This is a genomic window from Pseudomonas sp. NFR02 (assembly GCF_900119375.1).
Taxonomy (GTDB): domain Bacteria; phylum Pseudomonadota; class Gammaproteobacteria; order Pseudomonadales; family Pseudomonadaceae; genus Aquipseudomonas; species Aquipseudomonas paracarnis.
Window position 1 is genome coordinate 212,988 of the sequence record NZ_FPJJ01000007.1, and the last position, 16,200, is coordinate 229,187.

Below are 16,200 nucleotides of genomic sequence, written 5' to 3' on the forward strand. Positions count from 1 at the left end.
GGCGGTGGCTGAGGGAAAATGCCGGTCCTTTTTTCCGTTTCTTTATAAGCAAACTCCAGGAGATCAGCGATGCCCAGCCGTCGTGAGCGTGCCAACGCCATTCGTGCCCTCAGCATGGATGCCGTGCAAAAAGCCAACAGCGGCCATCCCGGTGCCCCGTTGGGCATGGCGGATATCGCCGAGGTACTTTGGCGTGACTACCTGAAACACAACCCGAGCAACCCGTCGTTCGCCGACCGTGACCGCTTTGTGCTGTCCAACGGCCACGGCTCGATGCTGATTTATTCGCTGCTGCACCTGACCGGCTACGATGTCACCATTGACGACCTCAAGAGCTTCCGTCAGCTGCACAGCCGTACCCCGGGCCACCCGGAATTCGGCTACACCCCAGGCGTGGAAACCACCACCGGCCCCCTGGGCCAAGGCCTGGCCAATGCGGTTGGTTTCGCCCTGGCGGAAAAAGTCCTGGGCGCGCAGTTCAACCGCCCTGGCCACGACATCGTTGACCACCACACCTACGTGTTCCTGGGTGATGGCTGCATGATGGAAGGCATTTCCCACGAAGTCGCCTCCCTGGCCGGTACCCTGGGCCTGGGCAAGCTGATTGCCTTCTACGATGACAACGGCATCTCCATCGACGGCGAAGTCGAAGGCTGGTTCACTGACGACACGCCTAAGCGTTTCGAAGCCTACAACTGGCAGGTGATCCGCAATGTCGACGGCCACGATCCGGAAGAGATCAAGACCGCTATCGACACCGCTCGCAAGAGCGCGCAGCCAACCCTGATCTGCTGCAAGACCACCATCGGTTTCGGCTCGCCGAACAAACAGGGTAAAGAAGACTGCCACGGCGCCCCACTGGGTGACGCGGAAATCGCCCTGACCCGCGAAGCACTGAAGTGGAACCACGGCCCGTTCGAAATCCCGGCCGATATCTACGCCGAATGGGATGCCAAGGAAAAAGGCCTGGCGGCTGAATCCGAGTGGGACCAGCGTTTCGCTGCGTACTCCGCCGAATTCCCGGAATTGGCCAACGAGCTGGTACGCCGCCTGGCCGGTGACCTGCCTGCCGACTTCTCGGAAAAGGCCTCGGCCTACATCGCTGAAGTCGCGGCCAAGGGCGAGACCATCGCCAGCCGTAAAGCCAGCCAGAACACCCTGAACGCCTTTGGCCCGTTGCTGCCTGAGTTCCTCGGCGGTTCGGCTGACCTGGCCGGTTCCAACTTGACCCTGTGGAAGGGGTGCAAAGGTGTCTCTGCCGAAGACGCCAGCGGCAACTACATGTACTACGGCGTGCGCGAGTTCGGCATGAGCGCCATCATGAACGGCGTGTCCCTGCACGGTGGCCTGGTGCCTTACGGCGCGACCTTCCTGATGTTCATGGAATACGCACGTAACGCCGTACGTATGGCGGCGCTGATGAAGAAGCGCGTGATCCACGTCTACACCCACGACTCCATCGGCCTGGGCGAAGACGGCCCGACGCACCAGCCGGTCGAGCAACTGACCAGCCTGCGTACCACGCCGAACCTCGATTGCTGGCGCCCAGCCGACGCGGTGGAATCCGCTGTGGCCTGGAAGCACGCCATCGAGCGCAAGGACGGCCCTTCGGCGCTGATCTTCTCGCGTCAGAACCTGCAACACCAGGTGCGTACCGACGCGCAGATCGCCGACATCAGCCGTGGCGGTTATGTGCTCAAGGACTGCATCGGCGAGCCGGAGCTGATCCTGATTTCCACGGGTTCCGAAGTGGGCCTGACCGTTCAGGCCTACGACAAGCTGACTGCCCAGGGCCGCAACGTTCGCGTTGTATCCATGCCATGCACCAGCGTGTTCGAAGCCCAGGACGCCGGCTACAAGCAATCGGTATTGCCGTTGCAGGTCAGTGCGCGTATCGCCATCGAAGCGGCTCACGCTGACTACTGGTACAAGTACGTGGGCCTGGAAGGCCGCGTGATCGGCATGACCACCTACGGTGAGTCTGCACCGGCGCCAGCGTTGTTCGAAGAGTTCGGTTTCACCCTGGAAAACATCCTGGGTCAGGCTGAAGAGTTGCTGGAAGACTAAAGCGCTAACGCGGTGGCCCACTGGCCACCGCATCTACTGTAGGAGCGAGCTTGCTCGCGAAGATCGTTAACGATAACGCAGCGTTTCTGGTTTAACGCGGCGCTCTCAGGTTCTTCGCGAGCAAGCTCGCTCCTACAGTGGTTTGTGTCGCCCACAATGCGAGAACCCCATGCCCCAACCGCGTCCCTACAAAGTTGCACTCAACGGCTACGGCCGCATTGGTCGTTGCGTCTTGCGTGCTCTGTTCGAGCGAGGGGCGGCGGCCGGGTTTGAAATTGTTGCGATCAACGATCTGGCCGACATGGCCAGCATCGAATACCTGACACGCTTTGACTCCACCCACGGCCGTTTCCCTGGCGAAGTGCGGGTTGAAGGCGATTGTCTGCATATCAATGGCAACTGCGTGCAAGTGTTGCGCAGTGCCACCCCCGAAGGCATCGACTGGAAAGCACTGGGCGTCGACCTGGTGCTGGAATGCTCCGGTGTTTATCACACCCGTGCCGATGGCCAGCGTTTTCTCGACGCCGGCGCACCGCGTGTGCTGTTTTCCCAGCCGATGGCCAGCGAGGCGGATGTCGACGCCACCATCGTCTACGGCATCAACCAGGACTGCCTGACCGGCGATGAGCTGCTGGTGTCCAACGCGTCGTGTACCACCAACTGCAGCGTGCCGTTGCTGCGCCTGCTGGACCAGGCGATCGGCCTGGATTACGTGTCGATCACCACGATTCACTCGGCGATGAACGACCAGCCGGTCATCGACGCCTATCACCACGAAGACCTGCGGCGCACGCGTTCGGCGTTCCAGTCAGTGATTCCGGTGTCCACCGGCCTGGCGCGTGGCATCGAGCGACTGCTGCCGGAACTTGCCGGGCGAATCCAGGCCAAAGCCGTACGGGTGCCGACGGTGAATGTGTCTTGCCTGGATATCACCATGCAAACCGTCAGTGACACTGACGCGGCCGAAGTCAACCGGATCCTGCGCGACGCCGCCACCAGCGGCCCGCTCAAAGGTCTGTTGGCCTACACCGAGCTGCCCCACGCCAGTTGCGATTTCAACCATGACCCGCATTCGGCGATTGTCGATGCCAGCCAGACCCGCGTTTCCGGCCCCAGGCTTGTGAACATTCTGGCCTGGTTCGACAACGAATGGGGCTTTGCCAACCGCATGCTGGATGTTGCCGAACACTATCTGCACATCGCTTCTAAACAACCTCAACAGTAATTCAGGAACTGCGACCCATGACCGTGTTGAAGATGACCGACCTCGATCTGCAAGGTAAGCGCGTACTGATCCGCGAAGACCTCAACGTCCCCGTCAAGGACGGTGTTGTCACCAGCGATGCGCGAATCCTGGCCTCGCTGCCGACCATCAAGCTGGCCCTGGAAAAAGGCGCGGCCGTGATGGTCTGCTCCCACCTGGGTCGCCCGACCGAAGGTGAGTTCTCTGCCGAAAACAGCCTCAAGCCGGTCGCCGAGTACCTGAGCAAGGCCCTGGGCCGTGACGTGCCATTGGTCGCAGACTACCTAGGCGGCGTGGACGTGAAAGCCGGCGATATCGTGCTGTTCGAAAACGTGCGCTTCAACAAGGGCGAGAAAAAGAACAGCGACGAACTGGCCCAGCAATACGCCGCCCTGTGCGACGTGTTTGTGATGGACGCGTTCGGCACCGCCCACCGCGCCGAAGGTTCGACCCACGGCGTGGCCAAGTTCGCCAAGGTCGCCGCGGCGGGCCCGTTGTTGGCTGCCGAGCTGGATGCGCTGGGCAAGGCCCTGGGCGCTCCGGCCCAACCGATGGCGGCCATTGTCGCCGGCTCCAAGGTATCCACCAAGCTGGACGTGCTCAACAGCCTGAGCCAGATCTGCAACCAACTGATCGTCGGCGGCGGCATTGCCAACACCTTCCTGGCCGCTGCCGGCCACCCGGTGGGCAAGTCCCTGTACGAGCCAGACCTGCTCGACACCGCCCGCGCCATTGCTGCAAAGGTCAGCGTGCCGTTGCCGGTGGACGTGGTGGTTGCCAAGGAATTCGCGGAAAGCGCCGCGGCGACCGTCAAGCTCATCGCTGACGTGGCCGACGACGACATGATCCTGGACATCGGCCCGCAAACGGCAGCCAACTTCGCCGAGCTGCTCAAGGCATCCCAGACTATCCTGTGGAATGGCCCGGTGGGCGTATTCGAGTTCGACCAATTCGGCAACGGCACCAAAGTGCTGGCTAAAGCGATCGCTGAAAGCTCGGCGTTCTCCATCGCTGGCGGTGGCGATACCCTGGCGGCTATCGATAAATATGGTGTGGCTGATCAGATCTCCTACATTTCTACCGGTGGCGGCGCTTTCCTCGAGTTCGTCGAGGGCAAGGTGTTGCCAGCTGTGGAAGTGCTGGAAACCCGAGCCAAAGGTTAAGGCTCGCGTGATCAGGAAAAGGAGCGTTCCCATGATCAAGTCGTTGGCACTGGTGATCGCAGCGGGCCTGTTGGCCGGCTGCGGCAGCACACCCAGCGCGGCGCCCGAGGCGGATAACGCCAAGGCACCGTTGAGAAAAAGCTGTTACCAGGCTGACTGGCAAGCCGAGACCATGCCGGTGATCAACAAGCGCATCGGCAACGAACGGCTGGAGAAATACGACTCCGCGCCCAACGGTCAGGAACAGGGTTGCCCATGACGGGTCTGATCCACTAACCGACAGCAACGGCGGCCCCGGTCGCCCTGCGAGGATTGGCAATGAAAGGCGTTTTCGCCCTGGCAGCTCTGGCCCTGTTGGCCGGCTGCAGCAGCATGAACCTGTTCAACAAGGCAGAGCCAGCCGACAAATGGACCACCTGGACCTGCGACAGCAAGGCCGAGGTCAACTGGCGCTTTGCCAACCAGGCCCGTTCCGAAGTGGATGTACGCCTCGGCGGTTCGGACCAGGTTTACCGTCTCAAGCAAGAGGTAGCCGCCTCCGGCGTGCTGTACAGCGACGGCCAGTTGGCGTTTCACACCAAAGGTGAGGAAGGCCTGGTGTACTGGGTGGCGACGGATGATTTGATTGGGCGCGGCTGCAAAGCCAACTGAACCCAACAGCAATAACGATTCAGCAGCACAAGGCTCAACCCCTTGATCTGCAATAACTTGAATAGCAGCCGCCGCTACGGCAGGCTTGCACGATTAACGACCCTCGACCGGGAGAGACAACACAATGGCACTTATCAGCATGCGTCAAATGCTGGACCACGCAGCCGAGTTCGGCTACGGCGTCCCAGCCTTTAACGTCAACAACCTTGAGCAGATGCGCGCCATCATGGAAGCCGCTGACAAGACCGACTCCCCAGTGATCGTCCAGGCTTCGGCCGGTGCGCGCAAATACGCTGGCGCCCCGTTCCTGCGTCACCTGATCCTCGCTGCCATCGAAGAATTCCCGCACATCCCGGTGTGCATGCACCAGGACCACGGCACCAGCCCTGACGTGTGCCAGCGCTCGATCCAACTGGGCTTCAGCTCGGTGATGATGGACGGCTCCCTCGGTGAGGACGGCAAGACCCCAACCGACTACGAGTACAACGTACGCGTGACCCAACAAACCGTGGCCATGGCCCACGCCTGCGGCGTTTCGGTTGAAGGCGAGCTGGGCTGCCTGGGTTCGCTTGAAACCGGCATGGCCGGCGAAGAAGACGGCATCGGCGCCGAAGGCGTGCTGGATCACAGCCAGATGCTGACCGACCCGGAAGAAGCGGCCGACTTCGTCAAGAAGACCCAGGTCGACGCCCTCGCCATCGCCATCGGCACCAGCCACGGCGCCTACAAGTTCACCAAGCCGCCTACCGGCGACGTGCTGGCCATCGACCGCATCAAGGAAATCCACAAGCGCATCCCTAATACCCACCTGGTGATGCACGGTTCTTCCTCGGTACCGCAAGAGTGGCTGGCGATCATCAACCAGTACGGCGGCGACATCAAAGAAACCTACGGCGTACCGGTTGAAGAAATCGTCGAAGGCATCAAGTACGGCGTGCGCAAGGTCAACATCGACACCGACCTGCGCCTGGCCTCCACCGGTGCGATGCGTCGCCTGATGGCCACCAACCCGAGCGAGTTCGACCCGCGTAAATTCTTCGGCGCCACTGTGACGGCGATGCGTGATGTGTGTATTGCACGTTATGAAGCGTTTGGTACGGCGGGTAATGCTTCGAAGATCAAGCCGATCTCACTGGAAGCGATGTACCAGCGGTATTTGAAAGGTGAGTTGAACGCTAAGGTGAACTGAGCCTCAAGTGTTAATAAAAAGCCCGCAGCGATGCGGGCTTTTTTATGGACACCATTTAATCAACTTGCAGATGAAGCGCCGAAACCACGGTGTTCAATGACCCGAAACACATCACTCACGTCCTGCACCAGAATGCGTGCGGTATTGGCCATGTTGTTCAGGTCGCGCTCGGCAAAATCCGGCAGGCTGGAGCAAGCCATCAGGTTGAGGTGTTCCAGAGCGGCGTTGAGGCGTTCGCGCAGGCAGGCGTGGAGGTCGAGCAGTGGGGCTTCGCTGTCGATCAGCAGCACGGGGTAGTCGGTGGCGGTTTCTGTGCAAGGGGTGAAGCGACGAGGTGGTAGTTGCTGGGTCATGGTGAATCCTTAACTCGAGAGAAGAATGACCACCGTTTGCTGCGAAACAAGTTGGGTGGCAGCTGTACGCGGGTTCGCAGACCGAGGAGTTAAGACCCGGCAGACCCGAAGGTCTCCCACGCACAGCCGCCATAACAAAGACGACCTTCGGCAAGGGTACCGGGGTTGTTTTGACGGGTGCGGTTTTAACTCTGTAGGGCTGCGAAACCCTATCGCCGATCAATGCCAGCGACGGGGCGAACTATAAGCGGCGATGTGGCTGGCCGCAACGGTGCTGTAGGACTCACACCGGACCTTGAAGCCCATGCACGGTCAATGTGGGAGCCGGGCTTGCCCGCGATGGCGGTGTGTCAGGCGCCTAGGATAGTGGCTGATGTGCCGCCATCGCGGGCAAGCCCGGCTCCCACAGGGGGCGGCGGTGTGTTTAAAGCTTTGGATTTATCTGGGAAAAATCCGGTGTCTCACGGGACGATTCACTCATGATCAATATCCAACTTCGCAAACGTCACCCGCGCGCCCTCATTGGTGTCGCCCGAATTGTCCTGCACGTACACCCCCGCCTTGAAGTACAACGGCTTGTCACCCCAGGCCGCGCCTATGCGTTCATTCCACTCACTGTCGGCGGCATACACGCTCAGCAGCCCGGCTTTGTTGAGGTTGATCACGTAGGTGAAGCTCTTCTGCAGTGGCACATTGGAGGCGACGATGATCACCTGGCTTTCGGCTTCGTCCGGGCGCATGCGCACTTTGGCGACGATGTTGCCGGTCTGGGTTTTCTCCTTGAATTGGTACTCCAGCTTGATCAACGGTTTCTGGCTGTCGTAGGCGTGGATCTGGCCGATCACGATCTTGCCGGAGGAGGGCACCTGGTTGACGGTGAGGGTTGCGCGCAGGAAGTTGTCGGCTTCGGGGTAGGTCCAGTTACGCAGGCGGCCGTCGGCGTAGGTTTCACGCAATTCGCTGCGTGGGTAGATGGCGTTTTCGGTGCGCGAGCCCGTCACAGGCGTCCAGAACTGCACATCGCTGCCTTCGGCCTGGAAGTATTGATCGTTGAAGCCGCTCATCAGCCTTGGCGTTTCAATGGTCGTGGGTGGGGAGCCGACCGGGATGCTCAGGTTCCAGGTGGAAAGGTCGATCATGGTGTTGGCCTTTTTACAGAGGGTGTAGGCATTGGCCCAAAGGGCCTTCCAGGTTCTTTATAGGCGGTGCGGGTGAGATTGTTAAACAATTGCTGGCAATTTATTGGCGTCAGAGGAATGCCAAAAAGCCATGTTGCCCGTGAACCGCGGGCTACAGGGCCTTACCGTTAGTCGGCTTCCTGGTCTTTGGCACAATGAGGGCACCCACGTCACTTCTGCTTTTTTGGCCGCGCGGCTAGAGTGAGCCCTCAGTGTTTATCCGGCCTTGGTAGCAAAAGTGACCGGTGCAGCTCCCTAAGGAAGAGACGTAGCATGGATGGCGCTCCGCAACACGACGATGCAATTTCGGTTCTGTTGGTGGTCGATGACTACCCGGAAAACCTCGTCAGCATGCGTGCGCTGTTGCAGCGTGACGACTGGCGGGTGATCACTGCTGCGTCTGGCCTGGAAGCCTTGGAGTTACTGCTGGCCCATGACGTCGACTTGGTGCTGCTGGACGTGCGCATGCCGGGCATGGACGGCTTTGAGGTCGCGCGCCTGATGCGGGGCAGCCAGCGCACGCGCATGACGCCGATTATCTTTCTGACCGCCACCGCCCATTCGCCCGACGCGGTGCTTGAAGGCTACGCCAGTGGGGCGATCGACTATCTGTTCAAGCCCTTTGACCCGCACATCCTCAAGCCCAAGGTGCAGGCGTTGCTCGAGCACCAGCGCAATCGCCGTGCCTTGCAGCGCCTGAGCCATGACCTGGAGTTGGCCCGCGCTTTTAATGCCTCGGTGCTGGATAACGCCGCCGAGGGCATTTTAGTGGTGAGCGAAAACAGTGTGATCGAGTACGCCAATCCGGCCATTTCCCGGCTGTTGAATGCGACGATGGCTGAGTTGCAGGGCGAGAGTTTCCTCAGTTTCCTGCAAAAGCCCCATGTGCCAGCCTGGTTGGGCTTCCCCATGTACGAGGCGTATCGCCGGGGCGAGACGTGGCGCCAACACGACGCCATTTTGCGCACCGGTCGGGGCCAGCAGGTGCCGGTAGCGTTGTCCTGCGCGCCCTTGCCTGGGGAGCAGAAGGCGATGGTGGTGACGGTGCTGGACATGTCCGAAGTACGGCATCTGCACCAGCAACTGGAGTTCCAGGCCGTGACCGACCCGTTGACCGGGCTGCTGAACCGGCGCGGTTTCCATCAGGCGATGGAGAATACATTGCTGCGCAGCGAACGTAGCGAGCAGGCGCTGGTATTGCTGTACCTGGACCTGGATGGCTTCAAGCGGGTCAACGATACGTTGGGCCATGACGCCGGGGATCGCGTGCTGCGTTGGGTTTCGGAGCAAATGCAGGCGTGCCTGCGTTCCTACGACATTCTGGGGCGCATGGGCGGGGATGAATTCACCGCGTTGCTGGAGCTGGAGTTTCCCGAACAGGCGGCGAAGATCGCGGAAAAGCTCATCGAGCGGGTTTCTGTGTGCCAGCAGGTCGATGGGCTGGAGGTGATGCTTGGGGTCAGTATCGGCATCGCGACCTTCCCGGATTGCGGCTCGGACTTGAGCGGCCTGCTGCGGGCGGCGGATATTGCCATGTACGAAGCCAAGCGCGCCGGCCGTCAGCAGTATCGTTACTACGACCAGGAAATGAACGGCCGCGCCCGCTCGCGGTTGATGCTGGAAGACAGTGTGCGTACCGCCATTGCCAACAAGGACTTCACCTTGGTGTACCAGCCTCAGGTTTGCCTGGAAGACGGGCGTTTGCGCGGCGTCGAAGCGCTGTTGCGTTGGCAGCATCCCAGCGTCGGCGATGTGCCGCCGGGCCTGTTCTTGCCGCTGCTGGAAGAGGCGCGGTTGATCAACCAGTTGAGTGCCTGGATCTACCAGCAAGTCGCTGCCCAGCGCCAGGCCTGGCAAGCCACCTTCGACCCCGAACTGGTGTTGAGCGTGAGCCTGAGCAGCAGCCAGTTCAACATGCCCAACCTGGCCAACCAACTGCAGCAGATGCTGGAACGGCATGGGTTAGAGGGGCGGCAACTGGAGGTGGAAATCGGCGAGGACTGCTTGATGAGTAATCTTGCCGAGTCTACCAAGCAACTCCAGTTACTACGCCGGATCGGGGTGCGGATTGCCCTGGACGACTTTGGCTGCGGCCAGTGCTCCCTGGCCCATTTGCGCGACCTGGCATTCGATACCCTCAAGCTTGACCCTCAATTAGTGGCGCGCCTGCCTGGCTCGGCGCGGGATGGGGCGATGGCGCGCAGCATCATCCAACTGTGTGAGCATTTTGGTGTGCTGGTGATCGCCGAAGGCGTGGAGACCCTTGAGCAAACACAGTGGCTAAAGGCCAATGGCTGCGCGTATATCCAGGGGCCGTGGGCGGCGCTGCCGTTGATGGCCGAAGACGTTGCCGGCTGGTCTTACCCTCGCGCGCTTTGAATTCGCTACACTGGCGCCCGTCCCAATTGCGTTGCAGAGCCCATGACCGCGTTGAAATACCTCCAGGCCTATCCCGCCGCGCTCCAGGAGCAAGTGCGCCAACTGATCGCCAAGGACCAGTTGGGGGCTTACCTGGAACAGCGCTACCCCGAACGCCATGGGGTGCAGAGCGACAAGGCCCTGTACGCCTATGCCCTGGCCTTGAAGCAGGAGCACCTGCGTAACGCGCCGTCTATCGACAAGGTGCTGTTCGACAACCGCCTGGACCTGACCCATCGTGCCTTGGGTTTGCACACAACGATTTCCCGGGTGCAGGGCGGTAATCTCAAATCCAAGAAAGAGATTCGCATCGCTTCGCTGTTCAAGGAGGCGGCTCCGGAGTTTCTGCGCATGATCGTGGTACACGAGTTGGCGCACTTCAAGGAGTCGGACCACAACAAGGCGTTCTATAAACTCTGTCAATACATGATGCCGGGCTACCATCAGGTGGAATTTGACCTGCGTGTGTACCTCACCTGGCGCGATTTGCAGGGCAAGCCCTAACCCCAAGGCGACTGACCATGGATGTGAGCAAGACCAAAAGCAGCTTCTACCGCCGCCTGTACGTGGCGTACTTGATCGACAGCCAACTGGCCAGCAGCGTCCCGGCGCTGACCGAGGCCACCGGCATGCCTCGGCGTACCGCCCAGGACACCATTGCGGCGTTGGCCGACCTGGATATTGTGTGTGAGTTCGAGCAGGAGGACGGTGCGCGTCACCATGCCGGGCGCTATCGGATTCGGGATTGGGGGGCGATTGATCGGGGGTGGATCGAGGCTAATCTGGCGTCGATCAAGCAGGTGTTGGGTTATCCCTGAAGGTCGGCTTTGGCAGGACTGACGCTATCGCGGGCAAGCCCGGCTCCCACAGTTGAATGCGTTCCAATGTGGGAGCTGGCTTGCCTGCGATGGCGCGCTCAGAGGCGCCGCATACCAATATGTGGAATATCATCTTCCAGGTATTCCTCACCCGCCACCACAAACCCATACCGCCCGTAATACCCCTGCAAGTGCGCCTGGGCCGAGAGAAAAATCGGCGTTTGCGGCCAGATATCCTCAATACGCTCAAGCGCCTCTTCCAGCATTTGATGCCCCAGCCCGGTGCCCCGTGCCGCTGGCGAAACGATGACGCGGCCAATCACCACATCGCCGCCCTGGGTCTCCGGGTCCAGCAGCCGCAGGTAAGCCACCAGCTCGTTATCATTCCAGGCCATCAGGTGGTGGGTGTCCCCCGCCAGGTCCTGCCCGTCGATGTCCTGATACGCGCATTTCTGCTCGACGACGAATACCTCGCTGCGCAAGCGCAGGACGGCATACAGCTGGTCCTTGCCCAAGTCGTCGTGATGTTTGCAAACCCAATCAACCGTCATGATGTGTGCTCTTATAAAGACGTGCCTGGATAGTAAGCGTGACGGGCGCCGCTGTCTAAAATTGACAAATGTGTGAATGGCGTCAATTTGCCATCATTCAGTGCGTGCGCCGTTGGCTTCTTTGTGTAATCTGCAATGCAAGCTTATTGATGAGCTACTGTTATCAGGCCACCGCCTGCCCGCCAAGGACTTTGAGCATGCCGCGATTGACTCGTGCCGTTGCTTTGATCGCAGTGCTGCTACTGGCCCAACCAGTGCTGGCACAGCGTCTGCGTCTGGTGGCGGATGGCTGGCCGCCATTCACCGATGCCACCTTGATCAATGGCGGCTTGGCCACGGATATCGTCAGCACGGCCCTGGCCCGTGCGGGGTACGCGAGTGATTTTGAACAGGTGCCTTGGGCTCGTGCGCTCAAGGGCGTGGGCGATGGGCGTTACGATGTGCTGATCAACGCCTGGTACGACGAGGCCCGCACGCAGTTTGGCCAATTTTCTGCTGAGTACCTGCTTAACCGTGTGCGCTTTCTCAAGCGCAGCGACGATGACATCGTTTATCAGAACCTGGCCCGACTGCACGACGAGACCATCGCCGTGGTACGCGGTTACGCTTACTCGGCTGCGTTCGATCAAGACACCCAGCTACAGAAAGTACCGGTGCACAACTTCGCCATGGCGGTGCGCATGCTCGCGGCGCGGCGTGTGCGGTTGACGCTGGAAGACGAATACGTAGCGCGCTATTACCTGGCTCGGGAGTCGCCGCGGGTGCGCAATGCCGTGGCGTTTGTGGGCAAGCCGTTGAGCGAGAACAGCCTGCATATTCTGGTCAGTTTGAAGAACCCCGAGCATGCGCAAATCGTTGCCAGCTTTGATCGGGAGATTGCCAGGATGAAGGCTGATGGCAGTTATGCGCGCTTGATGAAGGCGCATGGGATGTAGCGTGCTTGCCTGCGATAGCGGTCTAAGCCGCGCCGGTCTCCTTGATCAGATGCGCCGCCAACGTACGCAACGGCCCCAACTGCCGGCAAATCAACGCCAACTGCGTCTGCACCAACCGCTGCGCCTCATCGATCTCATCGGGCATTTGCTCCAGCTCGGCCGCCAACCCTTCCTCGGCATCACTCTGGATCGCAATCGGCTGTTTATTGGCCAGGCCGGTGGCGATCTCATCGATGCTCGCCGCCAGGCTGTTGCCCGCGCCTTCGATCAAGTGCTCGCGTACGTCGGTCGGTAGCTGAGTATCGCGGTGTGCACCCAATCCGGATAAGTAGCTGAGCAAGGTGTGAGACAGCACCAGGAAGCGGAAGCCCACGTCGGCTTCCTTACGGAAGTGCCCCGGCTCCATCAGCATATTCGCCAGGGTGGTAGACAACGCGGCATCGGCGTTGTGGGCGTTGCGGCGGGCCAGGCGGTAAGCCAAGTCGTCACTCTTGCCGGCGGCGTATTGCTGCATGATCTGGCGCAGGTAGATGCTGTTGCAGGTCAGGGTATTGGCCAGCACTTTGTTCAAGCGTCGGCCTTGCCAGTCCGGCAGGAACAGGAACACCGCCAGGCCCGCGATCAGGCTGCCGAGCAAGGTATCGAACAGGCGCGGCAGGAACAGCCCGTAGCCATCGCCCACCTGGTTGAAGCAGAACAGCACCATCAGGGTGATCGCCGCCGTCGCCAGTGTGTAGCGGGTGGTGCGGTTGATAAAGAACACCAGGCCCGCGGCGATAGCGAACATCGACTGCACCACCGGGTTGGGGAACAGATCAAACAGCGCCCAGGCCACGGTGAGGCCGATGGCGGTGCCGATGATCCGCTGGCCGAGCTTGCGCCGGGTGGCGCCGTAGCTCGGTTGGCACACGAACAGGGTGGTGAGGATGATCCAGTAACCCTGAGACGCGTGAATGGCGTGCAGGGTGGCGTAGCCGACGGTCAACGCCAGGGACAGGCGCAGGGCGTGGCGAAACAGCAGCGAGGTGGGCGTCAGTTGGGTGCGCAGGCGCGTCCACATTTCCTTGAGGTTGCGCGGGGCGCGGTCCAGCAGGTTACTGTCGGTGGCGTCCGCCAGGGCATCGGGGTTGCTGGCGTCGCCCAGCAGGCGGTCGAGGGTGGACAGGTTGGCCGCCAGGGCGCGCAAGGAGCGCAGCAGGCCACGCCAGGCCGGGTTGCTCTGGATGCGCAGGTGCTCCAGGGACGCGTTGAGGTCGCCCAGGGCTTGGGCAAAGCTGTCGTCATAGATGAACGGTTGGCGCAGTTGGATCGACTCAGCCAGGGTCTGGCAGGCCTTGCCTTGCTGGCGCAGCAAGCGCTGGCAGCGAAACAGCACATCGCTATGGAAGAAGGCTTCAGTGAGGGCGTTGTAGGGGTAGTGGGAGGAACTGGCGCGCTCGTGGATGTCCTGGGCCAGGAAGTACAGTTTCAGGTAGCGGCTGACCTTCGAGCCCGGCCGGCCATTGCCGACGCGGTGCAGGATGATTTCCTTCGCGGCATTCAGCGCAGCCACTACCCGGCCGTTTTGCTGGGCCAATTCCAGGCGTCGCGCTTCCACATCCAGCTGCCGGATCGGTTCGAACAACGATGACTTGAGCTTGAGGTAACGCCCCAGCTCGCGGAACAACCGCGCCAGGCTCTGCTGCACCGGCTGGTTTGAAAACAGCGCCTGCCACAGCACGGACAGCACGCCGTACCAGGCGGCACCGGCGACCAGCAGCAGCGGCTCATGCCAGAAATCCGTGACGGCGCCGCCGCGCTGGTCCACGCCGATCATGGTGTAGACCGACAGAATCAAGGTGGCCGAGGCAATCGCGCCATAGCGTTCGCCCAGTGCGCCGAGCATGGTCAGGCCGAAACTGGCCACGGCCAGGGCGATGGCAAATATCCAGGGGTAAGGGAACAGCAGCTCCACCGACAGCGCGGCGATGCTGAAACACACCAGTGTCACCGCCAGCGCGTTGAGACGGCCTTGCCAGCTGTCATCGGTCTCGGCCAGGGCGCTGGCGATAATCCCCAGGAACAGCGGGATCAGCAGCGTCATTTCATCCTGGTACCAACACAATGCCATGCTGCCGGTGAGGGCGATGAACACCCGTACGCTGTAGCTGAATTTATCCAGCGCCCACAGGCGCCGCATGGACTGCTTGAACGAGGTCGATGACATGAAGTCTGGAGTCTTCCGGGACGTTGTCGCTAAATTGAGCCAGTAATGACGCCACGGCAAGCGTGGCGATCACATCGGACAGCAAAATTTTCAGTATCACTGCAAAACCAATGTGGGAGCTGGCTTGCCTGCGATAACGATGTGGGATTCACTGCCGCTATCGCAGGCAAGCCAGCTCCCACAGGGGATTGCATCTCAAGGTGCACATCAGGCGTATTGCGCGGCCGCGTAGCCCGAGGCCCAGGCCCACTGGAAGTTGAACCCGCCCAGGTGGCCGGTCACATCCAGCACTTCGCCGATAAAGTACAGGCCGGGGCTTTTCAGCGATTCCATGGTCTTGGAGGACACTTCCCGCGTATCCACCCCGCCCAATGTTACCTCGGCGGTGCGATAACCCTCGGTGCCGGCCGGTACCAGTTGCCAGCTCCCCAGCTTTTGCGCGATATCGGCCATTTCAGCGTGGGTGTACTGCTTCATAGGCTTGGATTCGAACCAGCTTTGGGCCAGCAGGTTGGCCATCTTCTTGGTGAAGATCTCACCCAACAGGGTTTTCAATTCGCTGTTGGGGTGTTCGGCCTGTTGCTGTTGCAGCCAGGCATGGGCGTCGTGGTCGGGCAGCAGGTTGATTTCTACCGTGTCGCCGGAGTGCCAATACGAGGAAATCTGCAAAATCGCCGGCCCGCTCAGGCCTCGATGGGTGAACAGGATATTCTCGCGAAGACTCTGGCCGTTGCAGCTCACCAGGCAGTCGACCGAGGTGCCGGACAGCTCGCCGCACAACTCCTTGAGCTGGTCGGTGATGGTGAACGGTACGAGCCCGGCGCGGGTCGGCAGCAGTTCATGGCCGAATTGCCTGGCCACTTGGTAACCGAAACCGGTGGCGCCCAGCGTCGGGATCGACAAACCGCCCGTGGCGATCACCAGGGATTCACAGCGCAGTTCACCCAGGGTGGTTTGCAGTTGATAGCCGCTTTCGAGCTTGGCGATTGCCTCGATGGAGGTGTCCAGGTGCAGGCTCACGCCGGTCTGGATGCACTCGTCGAGCAGCATGCCGAGGATGTCGCTGGACTTGTTGTCGCAGAACAGCTGGCCGAGTTTCTTCTCGTGGTACGGCACGCCGTGCTTGGCCACCAGCCCGATAAAATCCCACTGTGTATAACGGGCCAGGGCCGATTTGCAGAAGTGCGCGTTGTGCGAGAGGAAGTTGGCCGGCTCGGTGTACATGTTGGTGAAGTTGCAGCGGCCGCCACCGGACATCAGGATTTTCTTGCCGGCCTTGTTGGCGTGGTCGATCAACATCACCTTGCGCCCACGCCCGGCGGCGGTCAGCGCGCACATCAAGCCTGCGGCGCCGGCGCCAATGATCACAACTTCGGTCGAGCGCACAGCCATGTCCTCACAAAACTATTGATTTGAAATGCCATCAAC

General features: G+C 60.8%; 15 protein-coding genes. 10 read left to right on the forward strand and 5 right to left on the reverse strand.

The window, feature by feature from the left end; genetic code table 11:
* The first annotated feature begins 69 nt into the window (after positions 1-69).
* The 6 genes from tkt to fba all read left to right on the forward strand — a co-directional run bounded on the left by tkt (position 70) and on the right by fba (position 6,313).
* Positions 70-2,067: a transketolase gene (gene tkt / locus BT199_RS20920; RefSeq protein WP_072435397.1), complete on the forward strand. Its 1,998-nt coding sequence runs from the start codon at positions 70-72 to the stop codon at positions 2,065-2,067.
* Positions 2,068-2,236: 169 nt separating this feature from the next.
* Positions 2,237-3,292: an erythrose-4-phosphate dehydrogenase gene (epd, locus tag BT199_RS20925; protein ID WP_003194958.1), complete on the forward strand. Its 1,056-nt coding sequence runs from the start codon at positions 2,237-2,239 to the stop codon at positions 3,290-3,292.
* 17 nt (positions 3,293-3,309) lie between these two features.
* Positions 3,310-4,473, forward strand: coding sequence for a phosphoglycerate kinase (locus BT199_RS20930; protein WP_003194956.1), 1,164 nt, complete (start codon positions 3,310-3,312; stop codon positions 4,471-4,473).
* Positions 4,474-4,504: 31 nt separating this feature from the next.
* On the forward strand, positions 4,505-4,732 hold the full coding sequence (locus BT199_RS20935) for a hypothetical protein (RefSeq protein ID WP_003194953.1): 228 nt from the start codon (positions 4,505-4,507) through the stop codon (positions 4,730-4,732).
* 59 nt (positions 4,733-4,791) lie between these two features.
* On the forward strand, positions 4,792-5,124 hold the full coding sequence (locus BT199_RS20940; RefSeq protein WP_014720277.1) for an MliC family protein: 333 nt from the start codon (positions 4,792-4,794) through the stop codon (positions 5,122-5,124).
* Positions 5,125-5,248: 124 nt separating this feature from the next.
* Positions 5,249-6,313: a class II fructose-bisphosphate aldolase gene (gene fba / locus BT199_RS20945; RefSeq protein ID WP_003177554.1), complete on the forward strand. Its 1,065-nt coding sequence runs from the start codon at positions 5,249-5,251 to the stop codon at positions 6,311-6,313.
* Between the two features lie 59 nt (positions 6,314-6,372).
* On the opposite strand, the gene BT199_RS20950 is transcribed toward fba, so the two are convergent.
* Together BT199_RS20950 and BT199_RS20955 are read right to left on the reverse strand one after the other, a co-directional pair.
* On the reverse strand, positions 6,373-6,666 hold the full coding sequence (locus BT199_RS20950; RefSeq protein WP_058410802.1) for a hypothetical protein: 294 nt from the start codon (positions 6,664-6,666) through the stop codon (positions 6,373-6,375).
* A gap of 473 nt (positions 6,667-7,139) precedes the next feature.
* Complete coding sequence (locus tag BT199_RS20955; protein WP_014720275.1) at positions 7,140-7,805, reverse strand: polysaccharide lyase family 7 protein; 666 nt, start codon at positions 7,803-7,805, stop codon at positions 7,140-7,142.
* 312 nt (positions 7,806-8,117) lie between these two features.
* Between BT199_RS20955 and BT199_RS20960 the strand changes: the two genes are divergently transcribed.
* Genes BT199_RS20960 through BT199_RS20970 form a run of 3 tightly spaced genes read left to right on the forward strand, consistent with a single transcriptional unit; the run spans position 8,118 to position 11,080 of the window.
* Positions 8,118-10,223, forward strand: coding sequence for a putative bifunctional diguanylate cyclase/phosphodiesterase (locus BT199_RS20960; protein WP_072435398.1), 2,106 nt, complete (start codon positions 8,118-8,120; stop codon positions 10,221-10,223).
* A gap of 42 nt (positions 10,224-10,265) precedes the next feature.
* Positions 10,266-10,766 carry a M48 metallopeptidase family protein gene (locus tag BT199_RS20965; RefSeq protein ID WP_014720273.1) on the forward strand — a complete coding sequence of 167 codons (501 nt, stop codon included), beginning with the start codon at positions 10,266-10,268 and terminating at the stop codon, positions 10,764-10,766.
* Between the two features lie 17 nt (positions 10,767-10,783).
* Positions 10,784-11,080 carry a winged helix-turn-helix domain-containing protein gene (locus BT199_RS20970; protein WP_014720272.1) on the forward strand — a complete coding sequence of 99 codons (297 nt, stop codon included), beginning with the start codon at positions 10,784-10,786 and terminating at the stop codon, positions 11,078-11,080.
* A 98-nt stretch (positions 11,081-11,178) separates the two neighbouring features.
* On the opposite strand, the gene BT199_RS20975 is transcribed toward BT199_RS20970, so the two are convergent.
* Positions 11,179-11,631: a GNAT family N-acetyltransferase gene (locus BT199_RS20975; protein ID WP_014720271.1), complete on the reverse strand. Its 453-nt coding sequence runs from the start codon at positions 11,629-11,631 to the stop codon at positions 11,179-11,181.
* A gap of 197 nt (positions 11,632-11,828) precedes the next feature.
* On the opposite strand from BT199_RS20975, the gene BT199_RS20980 reads away from it, so the two are divergent.
* Positions 11,829-12,566, forward strand: a complete 738-nt coding sequence (locus BT199_RS20980) for a substrate-binding periplasmic protein (protein ID WP_014720270.1) — start codon at positions 11,829-11,831, stop codon at positions 12,564-12,566.
* 22 nt (positions 12,567-12,588) lie between these two features.
* Here the strand turns inward: BT199_RS20980 and yccS are convergent, their stop codons facing one another.
* Positions 12,589-14,772 (reverse strand): YccS family putative transporter, encoded by a 2,184-nt coding sequence (gene yccS, locus BT199_RS20985; protein WP_072435399.1) that lies wholly within the window; start codon positions 14,770-14,772, stop codon positions 12,589-12,591.
* Between the two features lie 207 nt (positions 14,773-14,979).
* The gene (locus tag BT199_RS20990; protein ID WP_072435441.1) at positions 14,980-16,158 is read right to left on the reverse strand and encodes a BaiN/RdsA family NAD(P)/FAD-dependent oxidoreductase; all 1,179 of its coding nucleotides are present in this window, start codon (positions 16,156-16,158) and stop codon (positions 14,980-14,982) included.
* Between the last annotated feature and the right edge of the window lie 42 nt (positions 16,159-16,200).

What these genes read in the sequence shown, in the direction of transcription:
- tkt (WP_072435397.1), top strand. Translation starts at nt 70, where the DNA reads ATGCCCAGCCGTCGTGAGCGTGCCAACGCCATTCGTGCCCTCAGCATG.
- fba (WP_003177554.1), top strand. Translation starts at nt 5,249, where the DNA reads ATGGCACTTATCAGCATGCGTCAAATGCTGGACCACGCAGCCGAGTTC.
- BT199_RS20960 (WP_072435398.1), top strand. Translation starts at nt 8,118, where the DNA reads ATGGATGGCGCTCCGCAACACGACGATGCAATTTCGGTTCTGTTGGTG.
- BT199_RS20930 (WP_003194956.1), top strand. Translation starts at nt 3,310, where the DNA reads ATGACCGTGTTGAAGATGACCGACCTCGATCTGCAAGGTAAGCGCGTA.
- epd (WP_003194958.1), top strand. Translation starts at nt 2,237, where the DNA reads ATGCCCCAACCGCGTCCCTACAAAGTTGCACTCAACGGCTACGGCCGC.
- BT199_RS20980 (WP_014720270.1), top strand. Translation starts at nt 11,829, where the DNA reads ATGCCGCGATTGACTCGTGCCGTTGCTTTGATCGCAGTGCTGCTACTG.
- BT199_RS20950 (WP_058410802.1), bottom strand. Translation starts at nt 6,666, where the DNA reads ATGACCCAGCAACTACCACCTCGTCGCTTCACCCCTTGCACAGAAACC.
- BT199_RS20940 (WP_014720277.1), top strand. Translation starts at nt 4,792, where the DNA reads ATGAAAGGCGTTTTCGCCCTGGCAGCTCTGGCCCTGTTGGCCGGCTGC.
- BT199_RS20935 (WP_003194953.1), top strand. Translation starts at nt 4,505, where the DNA reads ATGATCAAGTCGTTGGCACTGGTGATCGCAGCGGGCCTGTTGGCCGGC.
- BT199_RS20965 (WP_014720273.1), top strand. Translation starts at nt 10,266, where the DNA reads ATGACCGCGTTGAAATACCTCCAGGCCTATCCCGCCGCGCTCCAGGAG.
- BT199_RS20970 (WP_014720272.1), top strand. Translation starts at nt 10,784, where the DNA reads ATGGATGTGAGCAAGACCAAAAGCAGCTTCTACCGCCGCCTGTACGTG.
- yccS (WP_072435399.1), bottom strand. Translation starts at nt 14,772, where the DNA reads ATGTCATCGACCTCGTTCAAGCAGTCCATGCGGCGCCTGTGGGCGCTG.
- BT199_RS20975 (WP_014720271.1), bottom strand. Translation starts at nt 11,631, where the DNA reads ATGACGGTTGATTGGGTTTGCAAACATCACGACGACTTGGGCAAGGAC.
- BT199_RS20955 (WP_014720275.1), bottom strand. Translation starts at nt 7,805, where the DNA reads ATGATCGACCTTTCCACCTGGAACCTGAGCATCCCGGTCGGCTCCCCA.